This window comes from Eggerthella hominis, from assembly GCF_014287365.1.
GTDB lineage: Bacteria > Actinomycetota > Coriobacteriia > Coriobacteriales > Eggerthellaceae > Eggerthella > Eggerthella guodeyinii.
The window spans coordinates 859,554-873,862 of the sequence record NZ_JACOOA010000001.1 but is presented as its reverse complement, the minus strand read 5'-3'; the positions used below and the strand labels follow the sequence as shown (position 1 = coordinate 873,862).

Annotated in this window: 14 protein-coding genes; 9 read left to right on the top strand and 5 right to left on the bottom strand. The window is 68.3% G+C overall.

From position 1 onward, the window contains the following. Positions 1–83 precede the first annotated feature (83 nt). Positions 84–917: a purine-nucleoside phosphorylase gene (locus tag H8S61_RS03835; protein ID WP_186937996.1), complete on the top strand. Its 834-nt coding sequence runs from the start codon at positions 84–86 to the stop codon at positions 915–917. Between the two features lie 30 nt (positions 918–947). Here the strand turns inward: H8S61_RS03835 and H8S61_RS03830 are convergent, their stop codons facing one another. Next, a complete protein-coding gene (locus H8S61_RS03830; RefSeq protein WP_186937995.1) occupies positions 948–2,009 on the bottom strand; it encodes a PTS sugar transporter subunit IIC in 1,062 nt (353 codons plus the stop codon). Between the two features lie 252 nt (positions 2,010–2,261). On the opposite strand from H8S61_RS03830, the gene H8S61_RS03825 reads away from it, so the two are divergent. Further along, a complete protein-coding gene (locus tag H8S61_RS03825; protein ID WP_186937994.1) occupies positions 2,262–3,065 on the top strand; it encodes an MBL fold metallo-hydrolase in 804 nt (267 codons plus the stop codon). 13 nt (positions 3,066–3,078) lie between these two features. Here H8S61_RS03825 and H8S61_RS03820 read toward each other — a convergent pair whose 3' ends face one another. After that, entirely contained in the window at positions 3,079–3,495 is a 417-nt protein-coding gene (locus tag H8S61_RS03820) for a hypothetical protein (RefSeq protein WP_160942231.1), read from the bottom strand. After that, a complete protein-coding gene (locus H8S61_RS03815; protein ID WP_154332243.1) occupies positions 3,488–3,694 on the bottom strand; it encodes a helix-turn-helix transcriptional regulator in 207 nt (68 codons plus the stop codon). Before H8S61_RS03815 ends, H8S61_RS03820 begins: the two co-directional genes overlap by 8 nt. A 209-nt stretch (positions 3,695–3,903) precedes the next feature. Here H8S61_RS03815 and H8S61_RS03810 point away from each other — a divergent pair, with 209 nt between their 5' ends. Next, positions 3,904–4,191: a type II toxin-antitoxin system Phd/YefM family antitoxin gene (locus H8S61_RS03810; protein WP_186937993.1), complete on the top strand. Its 288-nt coding sequence runs from the start codon at positions 3,904–3,906 to the stop codon at positions 4,189–4,191. Beyond that, entirely contained in the window at positions 4,179–4,517 is a 339-nt protein-coding gene (locus tag H8S61_RS03805) for a type II toxin-antitoxin system RelE/ParE family toxin (protein WP_186937992.1), read from the top strand. The genes H8S61_RS03810 and H8S61_RS03805 overlap by 13 nt, the downstream gene beginning before the upstream one ends. Positions 4,518–4,528: 11 nt before the next feature. Here H8S61_RS03805 and H8S61_RS03800 read toward each other — a convergent pair whose 3' ends face one another. Both H8S61_RS03800 and H8S61_RS03795 read right to left on the bottom strand, forming a co-directional pair. Next, positions 4,529–5,440 (bottom strand): cysteine peptidase family C39 domain-containing protein, encoded by a 912-nt coding sequence (locus H8S61_RS03800; RefSeq protein ID WP_186937991.1) that lies wholly within the window; start codon positions 5,438–5,440, stop codon positions 4,529–4,531. A 249-nt stretch (positions 5,441–5,689) separates the two neighbouring features. Then, a complete protein-coding gene (locus H8S61_RS03795) occupies positions 5,690–6,763 on the bottom strand; it encodes an endonuclease/exonuclease/phosphatase family protein (protein ID WP_255466411.1) in 1,074 nt (357 codons plus the stop codon). Between the two features lie 568 nt (positions 6,764–7,331). Between H8S61_RS03795 and ilvD the strand changes: the two genes are divergently transcribed. The 5 genes from ilvD to serA all read left to right on the top strand — a co-directional run bounded on the left by ilvD (position 7,332) and on the right by serA (position 14,304). After that, positions 7,332–9,005 (top strand): dihydroxy-acid dehydratase, encoded by a 1,674-nt coding sequence (ilvD, locus tag H8S61_RS03790; RefSeq protein WP_186937990.1) that lies wholly within the window; start codon positions 7,332–7,334, stop codon positions 9,003–9,005. Then, on the top strand, positions 9,002–10,912 hold the full coding sequence (gene ilvB / locus H8S61_RS03785; protein WP_186937989.1) for a biosynthetic-type acetolactate synthase large subunit: 1,911 nt from the start codon (positions 9,002–9,004) through the stop codon (positions 10,910–10,912). The genes ilvD and ilvB overlap by 4 nt, the downstream gene beginning before the upstream one ends. Next, positions 10,909–11,394, top strand: a complete 486-nt coding sequence (gene ilvN / locus H8S61_RS03780) for an acetolactate synthase small subunit (RefSeq protein ID WP_009304310.1) — start codon at positions 10,909–10,911, stop codon at positions 11,392–11,394. The genes ilvB and ilvN overlap by 4 nt, the downstream gene beginning before the upstream one ends. Positions 11,395–11,450: 56 nt before the next feature. Next, a complete protein-coding gene (gene ilvC / locus H8S61_RS03775; protein ID WP_186937988.1) occupies positions 11,451–12,446 on the top strand; it encodes a ketol-acid reductoisomerase in 996 nt (331 codons plus the stop codon). Between the two features lie 277 nt (positions 12,447–12,723). Further along, complete coding sequence (gene serA, locus H8S61_RS03770) at positions 12,724–14,304, top strand: phosphoglycerate dehydrogenase (RefSeq protein WP_186937987.1); 1,581 nt, start codon at positions 12,724–12,726, stop codon at positions 14,302–14,304. The last annotated feature ends 5 nt before the right edge of the window (positions 14,305–14,309 follow it).

The following is a 14,309-nucleotide window of genomic DNA, read 5'->3' as shown; positions in this document are numbered from 1 at the left end:
CGCCGCGTTTCCGATGCGCCTTCGGCGGAAGCGGCGCGGCGCAGTCGGCTATAATGGGGCGAAAACGCGAACGAGGAGGCGCCATGCTGGAGCGGAACGTTCTTGACGATAACCTGACCCTGTCGGCCTACGTGCTGCGGCAGCGGCTGGAAGGCCGCGAGCCGAAGATCGGCCTCGTGCTGGGATCGGGCCTCAACCCCCTGGCGAACGAGATCGCCGACGCGGCGAGCATCCCCTACGTGGAGGTGCCGCGCATGAAGACGAGCACGGCCGAAGGCCACGTGGGCCGCTTCGTCTGCGGCACGCTGGGCGGGAAGTGCGTGCTGGCCATGCAGGGCCGCCTGCACGCCTACGAGGGCAACAGCGCGCAGGAGGTGGCGTACCCCGTGTGGCTCATGGAACGTCTCGGCGTGCGCACGCTCATCACCACGAACGCGGCGGGCGCGCTCAACCCGAACTACGAGGTGGGCGACTTCTGCATCATGGCCGACCAGATCAACTTCACGGGGCGCAACCCCATCGCGGCGCCCGACCCGGCGAACCTGTCCGACCGCTTCTTCTCCATGCTCAACGCGTTCGACCCCGAGCTGCGCGCCATCGCGCACGACGTGGCCGCCGAGCGCGGCGTGCGCGTGCGGGAGGGCGTGTATCTCGGGGCGCTCGGACCCAGCTTCGAGACGCCGGCCGAGATCCGCATGTTCCGCTCATGGGGCGCCGACACGGTGGCCATGAGCGTGTGCGAGGAGGTCATCGCCGCGCGGCACGTCGGCATGCGCGTGCTGGGCATCTCGCTCGTGTCGAACATGGGCTGCGGCATCGAGGGCGCGAGCCCCACCGGCCTCGAGGTGCTCGACGTGGCGAAGACGCGCGAGACGGACTTCGCCCGCCTCGTCACCGGCATCGTCGAGCAGCTGTAACGGCGTCGGGGGCTGCGGCGCCCGCGCGGCCTACGCCTCCAGCTTCAGGTCGCCTTCGACGATGAGGCCGGCCTTGCGCATGAGCGCGCCCACGGCCCCGGCGATGAGCGCGGGCAGCACGAAGCAGACCAGCACGAGGCCGACCCAGTCGAAGACGCCCGGGGCGGCCGCTCCGGCCTCCATGCCCGCGATCCAGCCGGTGTACACGCCGATGGGGCCCACGAGCCCGCACGTGCCCATGCCCGAGGCCACGGCGGGGCCGTTCTGGCTGATCTGGAACACGCAGGTGGCAAGCGGGCCGGTGATGGCCGAGGCTACGATGGTCGGCACCCAGACGAGCGGCTTCTTCACGATGTTGCCCATCTGCAGCATGGAGGTTCCCAGCCCCTGGGACAGCAGGCCGCCCCAGCGGTTCTCGCGGAAGCTCAGCACGGCGAAGCCGACCATCTGTGCGCAGCAGCCGGCCAGCGCCGCGCCGCCTGCGAGCCCCGTCAGCCCGAGCGCCGCGCAGATGGCCGCCGACGAGATGGGCAGCGTGAGCGCGATGCCGATGACCACCGACACGATGACGCCCATGAAGAACGGCTGCAGCTCGGTGGCCCACATGATGAACCCGCCCACCGACGAGGCCAGCGCGCCGATCCACGGCGCCGCGGCCAGCGCGAGCCCGCATCCGACGAGGATGGTGACCGCGGGCGTGACGATGATGTCCACCTTCGTCTCCTTGGACACGGCCTTGCCCGCCTCGGCCGCCACCACGGCGATGATGAGCACGGCCAAGGGCCCGCCGGCGCCGCCCACGTCGTTGGCGGCGTAGCCCACGGCGGCCAGCGAGAACAGCACGAGGGGAGGGGTGCGCAGCGCGTATCCGATGGCGATGGCCATGGCCGGCCCCGCCACGCTCTTGGCGAACGTGCCCACCTGGTTGAAGAACCCCCATCCCGACAGGTCGCCGACGGTGCTCAGGATGGTGCCGATCAGAAGCGACGCGAACAGCCCCTGCGCCATCGCCGACAGCGCGTCGATGGCGTAGCGCTGGAAGGTGATCTCGATGTCCTTGCGTTCGAAGAATGCTGCAACCGATGATGCCATGGTACCCCGTCCCCTTGGTTCGACCTGCCTGTTCGTGTGGGGAACCATAGTAGGCGAACCGTGCGGCGCGGCGAGCCGCCGATTCCCGATCGGCGGCAATTCCGCCCGTGCGCGGCAGCGCGTCCCCGCGGGGGACCGTTTCTCGGGGGCGTCGGTTCGGGACATTTGCGGACGCGAGGCGCGTTCGGGGCGCGTTCGGGTACAATCGGAGGTTGACCGAGAGACCGAGAAGAGATACGGGAAGCGAACCACATGAACCATCGACTTGCACTGCACGTGCTGGCAAGCGGCAGCCGCGGCAACGCGGCCGTCATCGAGGACGCCGTCACGGGCAAGGGCGTGCTCGTGGACTGCGGTATCTGCAAGCGCGACTTCTTCGCGCGCTGCGACGAGGCCGGGTTCGACCCGGCGAACCTCGAGGCCGTCCTCGTCACGCACGACCACACCGATCACACGAAGGGGCTCGGCGTGGTGCTGCGGGGGCTGGCGAAGCTGGGCATCGAGCCCCCGGTGTTCGCAGACGACGCCGTGCGCGCGGCCAGCAAGGAGATCGGCGCGCTCGAGGGCGCGTGCGACCTGCGCGCGTTCTCCGCGGGCGACGCGCTGTCGCTGGCGGGCATGCAGGTGCACGCGTTCCGCACGTCGCACGACGCGGCGGCGTCGTGCGGGTTCCGGCTCGAGGGCGGCGGCGACGCGGTGGGCTTCATGACCGACACGGGCATCGTCACCGGCGAGGCCGACGAGGCGCTGCGCGGCGTGCGCATCCTCGCGCTGGAGAGCAACCACGACGTGCAGATGCTCAAGGACGGGCCGTATCCCTACCCGGTGAAGCGGCGCGTGGGATCCGACTTCGGCCACCTGTCGAACGCGCAGGCCGCCGACGAGCTGGAGAGGCTGCTGAGCGACGCGCTCGAGCAGGTGGTGGCCATGCACATCTCGCAGAACAACAACACGTACCGGCTGCCGGACGAGGCGCTGCGCGCGGTGGTCGAGCAGGCCGGGCACCCCGCCGTCGTGCAGGTGGCGTACCAGGCCATGCTCGTGAGCGTCCGCTAGCCCCGCACGTCTCCTACATGGTCTTCTGCATGCGCGCGATCTGCGCGAAGTAGACGACCGTGGCGACGATCTCCACGCCGATGAGCGCGAGCAGCCCGGCGACGCTCACCTCCCCGACGACGTACAGCACGAGCCCCGCGATGGGCACGAGCACGCTGAACGTCTCGAACGCGAGCAGGGCGGCCTTGCCGTTGATGGCGGCGTTGCGCTCGTCTCCCTGCTCGATGAGCTCGACGCGCGTGGGCTTGTGGGCCAGCGCGAACGCGCCGCACACGATGAGCGCCGCCGCGCACCCGCCGAAGCCCCACACGGCCTTGCCCGCGAGGGGCAGGAGGGCGGACGCGCCGCCGAGGTCGAGGGCGAACACGACGGCGGCGAGCGCGCAGGCGATGCCGAGGGACAGCGTGAGGACAGCGGGCTTCTTATTCATGGTCTTCCTCCTGGTAGATGAACACGTCTTCGATCCGCAGGTCGAAGCGGCGGGCGATTTTGAACGCGAGCAGGATGGAGGGGTTGTAGCGCCCCTTCTCGAGCGAGCTGATGGTCTGGCGCGACACGCCCAGCTCGAGCGCGAGGTCCTCCTGCTTGATGCCGCGCGCTTTGCGGATCTCCTCCAAGCGGTTCTCCATGCGCGCCCCTTTCTCCCGATACGACTATGTAAAGCTAGCTTTCCATACAGTATACGAGGCGAACGCAAAAATGTAAAGCATGCTTTCCATTCGATGTCATTGGATGCGATGCGTCGTATAGGCATGCATGTCGCTTGCATTTTGAAAGAGCAAAATTCATGCAAAACGTGATACAATCTTTGCATAAGATATGAACAAAGGAGGTTCTCATGGTGATGCCGCTCCCTGCGATCAGGCCCATTAGCGATCTTCGTACCGATTTGAACGGTATTTGCGACGAGGCTCGCGATACGAGGCAGCCTATCTTCATGACGAAGAATGGAAAGGCGAGCCTCGTGGTGATGGATTGTGAGGCGTACGAGCAGCAGCGACAGCGTGACCGCTACGTCATGAAACTGCGCGAGGCCGAGATAGAGGCTCGCTATCGTCCGGAAACCGTTTCCCAAGCCCAGCTTGACGAGCGTTTGGACAAGGTGTTCGCGATGTGGGATCGCTGATGGCGCGCTTGGTGCCAGCGTATCGGCCCCGCGCCAGCTACGACATCGAGTCGATCGTCGTCTATATCGGGCAGGTGCTCGATTCGCCTAAAGCGGCGCGAACTTGGTACGAAAGCCTGAAAGAGACGGTATCGCTGCTGTGCGACATGCCCGATCTTGGAAGGCCGTTCGATGACGACCGTCTGGTATTCAAGGATCGCCGCAGTTATCGGGTGGGCTCGTACCGGTTGTTCTACTCGTATTCCGCGGATACGCTCACCCTATGGCGCGTCGTCCATTCCACGCAGGACATGGACGACTACGCCTTGGTCGATTTGGTCGATTAAAACGGCGCGGCTTACGCGGCCGGCGTGTAGGACCAGAGGCCGGTCGCCTGCGACGTGATCTCGTCGAAGGTCCAGTGGCGGCTCGTGTGGTCGCGGCTGAGCGGGTCCACCACGGCGAGCGCGCCGTGCTCGTCGATGCCGGTGATCACGATGTAGGTGGCCGACGAGCCGAACGAGCCGGCCTTCATGGCGGCGATGATGGGTCGGTCGCCCACGAGCTCGCGGCGCATGGCCAGCTCGTTCGCCTCGATCTCGCGCGAGGCCAGCCCCAGCTGGGCCGCGCCCTCGGTGAGGAGCTCGGTGGCGTCGACGGAGTTCGCGTAGCCGCTGCTCTGCGAGAACGAGGCGACCTCGACGGGCCCGGTGCCCGTGTCGCCGGTGGCCTCGATATGCACCATGGCCAGGCACAGGGGCGCCGCGCCCGCGTCCCCGACCGTGCTGGCGCCGTAGGGGCGGTCGGCCCATTGCGGGTCGTCCTGGTACAGCGCGGGCACCGTGCCCTGCTCCCACGACGACTGCGGCGCGCTGAGGCTCGCGGTGCCCGTGGAGGCGGCGGCGCTCGCCGATCCGATGAGGGGGAAGGCCCCTTCGTCGATGGCGCCGGTCAAGGCGCGCGCGGCGAAGATGCCGAGGAACGCCGACAGGATGGCGACGAGCACCATGGCGAACACCGCCTTGAGCACGCGTTGCGGCTCGAAGCTTTGGCGCGCCTGGCGCGAGGCGGTCGAGCTGCGGGCGCATACGGGGCGCACCGCCTCGGAGGGCGCGTAGGTTCTGATGCAGGTGGAGCGTTTCGGCGCGGATGCGTAGCGGATGCCGTGCGTGCGGTTGGGGAGGCAGCGGCGTTCCGTCGCGTACGGGTCGGTGCGGTAATCGGAGCCGGCGCTTTGGGAAACGAAGTAGAGTAAGCCTCGATACGGCATGAACGCCTCCTTTCATGGTGGTGTGCGGAGATAGACCAAGCCCCTCGTCGCACGGGGCGCTCGCGGGGCTTTCGTGGTAGGTGAGTGTACCGCCCGCGTGATCGTGCGCATGCGAGCTGGGACAACCGTTTCCCCGGTATGAGCGATCGGTCAGCAATCCGACATGTTTTCGGCGCGTTGACGGCGTATTCGAAGCGAGGGGGAGGTGCGAGGCTGGAAGGCCGCGCGCCGGCGAAGCGCCCGTCCCGGCTACTCGATCACCCAGGTGCCCAGCAGCGCGAAGTGGTCCGTGCCCTGCACGTCGACCGTCTGGAGGTCGCCCACGGACATGCCGCTGTTCTTGGAGTACACGATGTGGTCGATCTCGATCATGGGCGGCACCGGCACCATGGCGTAGTGCGGCTCGGAGGGGTAGGTCATGTGGAAGCCCTCGCCCGCCTGCTGCGACGCGTCCACGAGGGTGTCGCCGAGCATCTTGCGGTAGCGCGAGTGGTCCCACGTCGAGTTGAAGTCGCCCATGATGAGGTACTCGTCGTCGTAGCGGCGCAGCGTGCCCAGGTTGGCGAGGCTCTCGTTCCAGAAACCGCGCGCACCCGTCTTGGGCGAGGCGGGATGCGCGCTGACGAGGCGCACCGGGCGTCCGCCGGCGACGATCGTGCAGGCGGGCACGGCGGACCCGGTGACGGGCAGGATGCTGTCGGACGCGTCGCTGACGGGCGCGAGCGCGTAGATGGCGTTGATGCCGCCGTTGTCGCCGGCCCCCGCCGCGCCGAGGACGCGCGAGGGCAGCAGCTCGTCGAGGCCGGCCGCCGACAGCCGCTCGACGAGCGAGTCGCTGACCTCCTGGAGGGCGAGCACCTCGACGCGCTGGTCGCGGACGATCGAGACGATCTGCTCGGCGTCGGCGTTGCCGTTCTTCGTGTTGAGGGTCATGACGCGCATGACGGCGTCGTCCGCGGTTCGGGCGGGCGCGGGCTGCGTCGCCTCCTCGGCGATGCGGGGCGCGGGCACGAAGAAGCCCGCATGCCAGACGACTTGGCAGGCAAGGCACAGCACCGTGACTGCAACGAGCGCCTTTCTCCTGGTCAGCGCTGCGATGACGAGCATGATGGCGCTCGGTGCCGCCAGCCAGGGCACGAACGCAGCGGCCTCGGGGACGAGCCGGCCGTTGCTCAGGGCGGAGGGCGCGAAGCGCGCGGCCATGATCACGACCACGCATGCGGTGACGGCCCACAGAACGACCGAGAGCGCCGTGCGAACGGGGGAGCGGCGGCTCTGAGCCGCCCGTGCCGCCGTCCTGCCGCCTGTCGTTGCTTCGTCCATGCCCGTTCCTGCCTTACCGTCGAGAATCCCCACGGCCCCCAATCTATCATTCGAACCGTCAGCGGGCACGGCGGATCGCCGTTCGATCCCCAAACGTCAGCGAATGCCCATGCGGCCCGAAGCCCGCCGGGCGTCCTGCGGCGGAACCCCCAGCCGTTCCATGTGAATTTCCCGCGCAAACGCTTCGACCGTCAAAGTTTTTCTTGCATCCGCGGAGCGCGGGGGTATACTTTCCTCCAACAAGTTCATAGATGAAATGCGATGACGAGGACAGTAGGGACGAATCCATCTCAAGAGAGCCGGCGGATGCTGCGAGCCGGCGGTGGACGGTCCGAATGCCCCCTCCGAGCAGTTCAGCTGAACGTCTTGGCCCGCGACGGACGATCTCCGGGTGCAGCCGAGGCAAGTAACCTGAACCGGCGACTCCGTTATCAGTCCGAAACGAGCCCCGCTCGACCGCCGTGCACCGGCGGCGCGACGCGGCAGCTCACTTCTCTCTGAGGTCCTGGTGCAGGTTGCTTGCAGCAGGATTTTTTTACGGGCGGAACCCAGAGAGAAGGGATCGGACATGCAGCTACGCAGCGACGCCGTACGATGCGGCACAGCGCGCGCCCCTCACCGCAGCCTGCTCAAGGCTGACGGCATCACCGACGAGGAGATGGAACGGCCGCTCGTCGCCGTTTTCAACTCCCGCAACGACATCATCCCGGGGCACAACAACCTCGACAAGATCGCCGAGGCCGTGAAGGCCGGCATCTACATGGCCGGCGGCGTGCCGTTCGAGATCTCCACCATCGGCGTGTGCGACGGCATCGCCATGAACCACGACGGCATGCACTACTCGCTCGTGTCGCGCGAGGCCATCGCCGACTCGCTGGAGTGCGCGGTGCAGGGCCACGCCTTCGACGCGCTCGTGTGCATCCCGAACTGCGACAAGATCGTGCCGGGCATGCTGCTGGGCGCGCTGCGCGTGAACATCCCCACGGTGTTCGTGTCGGGCGGCCCGATGCTGGCCGGCAAGCAGCCGGGCGGCTGCGGCCCCACCACCGACCTCAACACGCTGTTCGACGGCGCGGCGCGCGTGCACAACGGCACGATGACCGCCGACGAACTCAAGTTCTACGAGGACACGGCGTGCCCCACCTGCGGCAGCTGCTCGGGCATGTTCACGGCGAACTCGATGAACTGCCTGTGCGAGGCCCTCGGCATCGCGCTTCCCGGCAACGGCACCGTCCCCGCGGTGTACTCCGAGCGCATCCGCCTGGCGAAGCACGCGGGCATGAAGGTGATGGAGCTGCTGGAGCAGGGGATCTGCGCGCGCGACATCGTGAGCGAGGCCGCCATCCACAACGCCATGGAATGCGACATGGCCTTCGGCGGCTCCACGAACACGGTGCTGCACCTCACGGCCGTCGCCCGCGAGGCGGGCCATCCCATCACGATGGACGACTGGGACGCCGCGAGCGCGCGCACGCCGCACCTCGTGAAGCTGCAGCCCTCGGGCCCGCGCCCGCTGTCCGACCTGTACGAGGTGGGCGGCGTGCCCGTGGTCATGCACGAGCTGGCCGAGCTCGACCTGCTCGACCGGCGCGCGATCACCTGCATGGGCCCGCTCGACGAGTACCTGCGGACGTGCACGAAGCCGGCCGACGGCGAGGTGTGCCGCACGCACGACAACCCGTTCTCCCCGGTGGGCGCGCTCAAGGTGCTGCACGGCAACATCGCGCCCGACGGCGCCATCGTGAAGAAGTCGGCCGTCGACCCCTCGATGCTCACCCACACGGGCCCTGCGCGCTGCTTCGACAGCGAGGAGGAGGCCTGCGCCGCCATCAACGGCGGGCGGGTCGAGGCGGGCGACGTGGTGGTCATCCGCTACGAGGGCCCCAAGGGCGGCCCGGGCATGCGCGAGATGCTCACGCCCACGTCGTCCATCGTGGGGATGGGCCTGTCCACGAGCGTCGCGCTCATCACCGACGGACGCTTCTCGGGCGCCACGAAGGGCCCGGCCGTGGGACACGTGAGCCCCGAGGCGGCCGCAGGCGGCCCCATCGCGCTCATCGAGGAAGGCGACACGGTGACGGTGGACATCGAGGGCGGCGCGCTCACGCTGGGCGTGGACGACGCCGAGCTCGAACGCCGTCGCGCGGCATGGACGCCGCCGGCGCCGAAGCACGACCACGGCGTGCTCGCGAAGTACGCGAAGCTCGTTTCATCCGCAGACAAGGGGGCGTATGTGTCATGACCAACGCACGCAGCACCTCAACCGACGACGCCGCGCCGCGTCCGACGCAGGCCAACGCCACGGCCGCCGGCGCGTCGCGCGGCCTGGGCAGCAGGACGCCCAAGCAAGGCACTGCCATGATCGGCGCCGAGGCCGTCGTGGCCTCGCTCGAGGCCGAGGGCGTCGACCTCGTGTTCGGCTACCCGGGCGGCCAAGCCATCAAGATATACGACGCGCTGTACGACTCCGCCCAGATCAAGCACGTGCTGGCGCGCCACGAGCAGGGCGCCGTGCACGAGGCCGACGGCTATGCGCGCGCCACGGGCAACGTGGGCGTGGCCATCGTCACGAGCGGCCCGGGTGCCACGAACACGGTGACGGGCATCGCGACGGCCTACATGGACAGCGTGCCGCTCGTGGTGATCACGGGCCAGGTGCCGCGCGGCGTCATCGGCACCGACTCGTTCCAGGAGTCCGACATCGTGGGCATCACCATGCCGGTGGTCAAGCACAGCTACCTGCTGCAATCGACCGACGAGCTCACGCGGACGTTCCGCGAGGCGTTCCACATCGCCAAGACCGGGCGCCCCGGCCCCGTGCTCATCGACATCCCGTCCGACCTGGCCAGCGAACGCATGGTGTTCGACTACCCCGACGACGTGAACCTGCCGTCGTACAAGCCCACCTACCGCGGCAACGCCAAGCAGATCAAGCAGGCCGTCGCGCGCATCGCCCGGGCCGAGCGCCCCGTGCTGTACGTGGGCGGCGGCACCGTGTCGTCGGGTGCGTCCGAGGAGCTGAGGGAGCTCGCCGAGCTCATGCAGATCCCCGTGGTCACCACGCTCATGGGCAAGGGCGCGTTCCCCGCGTCGCACCAGCTGAACCTGGGGCCCGTGGGCATGCACGGCTCGAAGTACGCGAACCTCGCCATGACCGAGAGCGACCTCCTCATCGCGGCGGGCGCGCGCTTCTCCGACCGCGTGACGGGCAAGCTCGACGAGTTCGCGCCGCACGCCGACGTCATCCACATCGACATCGACCCGGCCGAGATCGGCAAGGTGCGCGAGGTGCAGGTGCCCATCGTCGGCGACCTCAAGGGCGTGCTCGGCGGCATCGTGGCGAGCCTCCGGAAGGAGGGCGCCCGTCCGAACACGGGCGACTGGGTGGCGCAGATATCCGCATGGCGCACGCGCTACCCGTTCTACCATCCCGGCGTGGGCGACGATCCGGACGAGATCGTGCCCGAAGTGGTGCTGAAGAAGCTCTCCGAGCTGCTCGACCCGCAGAAGAGCGTCGTCGTGACCGAGGTGGGGCAGCACCAGATGTGGGCCGCCCAGAGCGTGGACCGCGAGGCGCCGCGCAGCTTCATCTCCTCGGGCGGACTCGGCACGATGGGCTTCGGCTTCCCGGCCGCCATCGGCGCCGCCATCGGGTGCCCCGACAAGCAGGTGGTGTGCGTGGCGGGCGACGGGTCGTTCCAGATGAACAGCCAGGAGATGGCCACGGCGGGCATCCACCGCGTGCCGGTGAAGGTGCTCATCCTGGACAACCGCTGCCTCGGCATGGTGCATCAGTGGCAGAAGCTGTTCTACGACGAGCGCTACTCCTCGACGCTGCTCGACGCGAACCCCGACTTCGTGAAGCTGGCCGACGCGTACGGCTGGCAGGCCGAGCGCGTGGAGAAGCCCGCCGACGTGGAGGCGGCGCTCGAGCGCATGCTGGCCAGCGACGGGCCGTACCTGCTGGACGTGGCCATCTCGCGCGATCAGAACGTGTATCCCATGGTGGCGCCGGGCCGCGCGCTCGACGAGGTGATCGGCGCCATCGACGTGGCCGTGGGCGCCGTGCGCACCGACGTGCCCGAAGGCGACGAGGTCGATGCGGCCGACGAGGTCGACGAGAACGACGAGAAGGGGGGCGCGCGATGAAGCACATCCTGTCCGTCCTGGTGGAGAACAAGCCCGGCGTGCTGTCGCGCGTGACCGGCCTCATCTCGCGGCGCGGCTTCAACATCGAGTCGCTGTCGGTGGGCCCCACCGAAGACCCCACCATGTCGCGCGTCACGGCCATCGTGAAGGCCGACGACGTGGCCTACGAGCAGATCACGAAGCAGCTGCACAAGCTGATCAGCGTGCACAAGATCACCGACCTCACCAACGACGCCGCCATCGAGCGCGAGCTCGTGCTGTTCAAGGTGAACGCCCAGCCCGACCGCCGCAACGAGATCATCGAGATCGCCAACGTGTTCCGCGCGAAGATCGTGGACGTGGGCAGAAGCTCGCTGACCATCGAGGCCACGGGCGACGAGAGCAAGCTCAAGGGCATGGAGGACCTCTTCCGCGCCTACGGCATCAAGGAGATCACCCGCACCGGCAAGATCGCCATGTCCCGCAACAGCAAGGACGTGTAAGGCGCGCGGACGCACGCCGCATCAGGTACAACCAGCCTCAAGAAAGGAAACCAACCATGGCTGTTACGATCTATCATGAGAACGACGCGAACCCCCAGCTCATCCAGGACAAGAAAGTGGCCATCATCGGGTACGGCAGCCAGGGCCACGCCCATGCGCTCAACCTGAAAGACTCGGGGGTCGACGTGCGCGTGGGCCTGCGCGAGGACTCGAAGTCGCGGGTCAAGGCCGAGGAGGCGGGCCTCAAGGTGATGAGCGTCGCCGACGCCGCCGAGGAAGCCGACCTCATCATGATCCTCACGCCCGACGAGACGCAGGCCGCAACCTACGAGGCCGAGATCGCCCCGCATCTCAAGCCCGGCGACACCCTCGCGTTCGCGCACGGCTTCAACATCCACTTCGGCTACATCACGCCGCCCGAGGACGTGGACGTCGTCATGATCGCGCCGAAGGGCCCGGGCCACATGGTGCGCCGCGTGTTCACCGAGGGCGCGGGCGTGCCGTGCCTCATCTGCGTGCAGCAGGACGCGTCGGGCCAGGCCAAGGACGTGGCGCTGTCCTACGCGTGGGGCATCGGCGGCGCGCGCGCCGGCGTCATCGAGACCACGTTCAAGAACGAGACGGAAACCGACCTGTTCGGCGAGCAGGCCGTGCTGTGCGGCGGCGTGACGGCCCTCATCAACGCCGGGTTCGAGACGCTCGTCGAGGCGGGCTACCCGCCCGAGATGGCCTACTTCGAGTGCTTCCACGAGATGAAGCTCATCGTGGACCTCATGTACGAGGGCGGCATGTCGAACATGCGCTACTCCATCTCGAACACGGCCGAGTACGGCGACTACTACGCCGGCCCCCAGGTGATCACCGACGACGCGAAGGCCGCGATGAAGACCATCCTCGAGCGCATCCAGGACGGCAGCTTCGCCCACGAGTTCATGGAGGACTCCAAGAACGGCCAGGCGTGGCTGAAGGAGCAGCGCATGGAGCACGGCAACGCCCAGATCGAGGAAGTGGGCGCCAACATCCGCTCGATGTTCAGCTTCGTGCGGAGGTAGGCCGCGCCTCGGCGCCAGAGCCTCGGGGACCCCTCGCCACGCGCCGGGGGTCCCTTTTTTCGTCCCGGCGCGCGCGATGCCGCGGGCTCCCGGGCGCCGCGGCCGCCTCAAAGGTGGGTTTCTGGGAATTTCGCCGGCTGAGCCTTCGGTTCGCGGCGTTTCGCACTATCATGGACTCGTCGCGCTCGTCAAGCGCGGCGCGCCGCCCCGTTCGGGACGCGGCAACGATTCGGATCAATGAAACGCATAGGACGCAAGACGCAAGGTGGTTACCATTATGACGAAGAAGGTGCTGGTTACCGAGAAGCTGGCCGACGCCGGCCTCGCGGTGCTTCGCGACAAGGGCTACGAGGTGGACGTGCGGCTGGAGCTGGGGCCCGAGGAGCTGGTCGCGGCCATCCCCGCCTACGACGCGCTCATCGTGCGCTCGGCGACGAAGGTCGACCGCGCGGTCATCGAGGCCGCGGAGAACCTGCGCATCATCGGCCGCGCTGGCGTGGGCGTGGACAACGTGGACGTGGAGGCCGCCACCGAGCGCGGGATCATCGTGTGCAACGCCCCCACGTCGAACATCGTCTCGGCCGCCGAGCACACGCTGGGCCTCATGCTGGCCTGCGCGCGCAAGGTGCCGCAGGCGAACGCGTCCATGCACGCGGGGAAATGGGAGCGCAGCCGCTTCACCGGCGTGGAGCTGTACGAGAAGACGCTCGCCATCTTCGGCCTCGGCCGCATCGGCGGCCTCGTGGCCGAGCGCGCCCGCTCCTTCGGCATGAAGCTCGTCGGCTACGATCCCTACTGCAGCCCCGAGCGCGCCGAGCAGCTGGGCGTCACCCTGTACGACGACGTGGACGCGCTCGTGCCGCTGGCCGACTTCATCACCGTGCACCTTCCCAAGACGAAGGAAACCATCGGCATGTTCGGCCCCGACCAGTACGCGCGCATGAAGGACGGCGTGGTGCTCGTGAACGCGGCACGCGGCGGCATCTACAACGTGGACTCGCTCGCCGACTTCCTGGCCGCGGGCAAGATCGGCGCCGTCGGCATCGACGTGTACGAGAGCGAGCCCTGCCTGACGAGCCCGCTGCACGAGTTCGACAACGCCGTGCTCACGCCGCACATCGCGGCGAGCACGCGCGAGGCGCAGCTGCGCGCCGGCGTGCAGACGGCCGAGTACGTGGCCGCGGGCCTCGAGGGGTCCATCGTGCCGACGGCGCTCAACATGGCGCCCGTGCCGCCCGAGGTGATGGACGCGGTGGGCCCGTACGTGCCCGCGTGCCAGATGATGGGCAGCATGCTCGCGCAGATCGACGGCGAGATCCCGCAGTTCCTCAAGCTGACGACCGCCGGGACGCTGGCGAACGCCGACGTGTCCATCCTCGTGGCTGGCACGCTCAAGGGCATCCTGTCCTACAAGAGCTCCACCACGGTGACGCCGGTGAACGCCGACTCCATCGCGAAGCGCCACGGCATCAAGGTGGAGACGCTCTCGGTGGCCGACGCCGACGGCTACGCCTCCACCGTGTCGGTGGTGGCTGACGGCACCGAGGTGGCCTGCACGCTGGCCGGCGAGGCCCAGGCCGCGCGCCTCGTGTCGCTGCTGGGCTACAAGCTGGACATCGCGCCGGCGGGCCAGTCGCTCGTGTTCGAGTACGTGGACGCGCCGGGCCGCGTGGGCACCATCGGCACCATCCTGGGCGAGGCGGGCATTAACATCACCACGATGCAGATCGGCACCAAGCCGGCCGAGCAGTGCGCGCTCGTGTACATGAACGTGGAGGGCGACGTCGACGACGCCGTGCTGGCCTCGCTGCGCGCCGGGCTGGGCGACCTCAAAAACCTCTGGTACGTGAAGCTGTAGCGGCC

What these genes read in the sequence shown, in the direction of transcription:
- H8S61_RS03835 (WP_186937996.1), top strand. Translation starts at nt 84, where the DNA reads ATGCTGGAGCGGAACGTTCTTGACGATAACCTGACCCTGTCGGCCTAC.
- H8S61_RS03830 (WP_186937995.1), bottom strand. Translation starts at nt 2,009, where the DNA reads ATGGCATCATCGGTTGCAGCATTCTTCGAACGCAAGGACATCGAGATC.
- H8S61_RS03825 (WP_186937994.1), top strand. Translation starts at nt 2,262, where the DNA reads ATGAACCATCGACTTGCACTGCACGTGCTGGCAAGCGGCAGCCGCGGC.
- H8S61_RS03820 (WP_160942231.1), bottom strand. Translation starts at nt 3,495, where the DNA reads ATGAATAAGAAGCCCGCTGTCCTCACGCTGTCCCTCGGCATCGCCTGC.
- H8S61_RS03815 (WP_154332243.1), bottom strand. Translation starts at nt 3,694, where the DNA reads ATGGAGAACCGCTTGGAGGAGATCCGCAAAGCGCGCGGCATCAAGCAG.
- H8S61_RS03810 (WP_186937993.1), top strand. Translation starts at nt 3,904, where the DNA reads ATGGTGATGCCGCTCCCTGCGATCAGGCCCATTAGCGATCTTCGTACC.
- H8S61_RS03800 (WP_186937991.1), bottom strand. Translation starts at nt 5,440, where the DNA reads ATGCCGTATCGAGGCTTACTCTACTTCGTTTCCCAAAGCGCCGGCTCC.
- H8S61_RS03795 (WP_255466411.1), bottom strand. Translation starts at nt 6,763, where the DNA reads ATGGACGAAGCAACGACAGGCGGCAGGACGGCGGCACGGGCGGCTCAG.
- ilvD (WP_186937990.1), top strand. Translation starts at nt 7,332, where the DNA reads ATGCAGCTACGCAGCGACGCCGTACGATGCGGCACAGCGCGCGCCCCT.
- ilvB (WP_186937989.1), top strand. Translation starts at nt 9,002, where the DNA reads ATGACCAACGCACGCAGCACCTCAACCGACGACGCCGCGCCGCGTCCG.
- ilvN (WP_009304310.1), top strand. Translation starts at nt 10,909, where the DNA reads ATGAAGCACATCCTGTCCGTCCTGGTGGAGAACAAGCCCGGCGTGCTG.
- ilvC (WP_186937988.1), top strand. Translation starts at nt 11,451, where the DNA reads ATGGCTGTTACGATCTATCATGAGAACGACGCGAACCCCCAGCTCATC.
- serA (WP_186937987.1), top strand. Translation starts at nt 12,724, where the DNA reads ATGACGAAGAAGGTGCTGGTTACCGAGAAGCTGGCCGACGCCGGCCTC.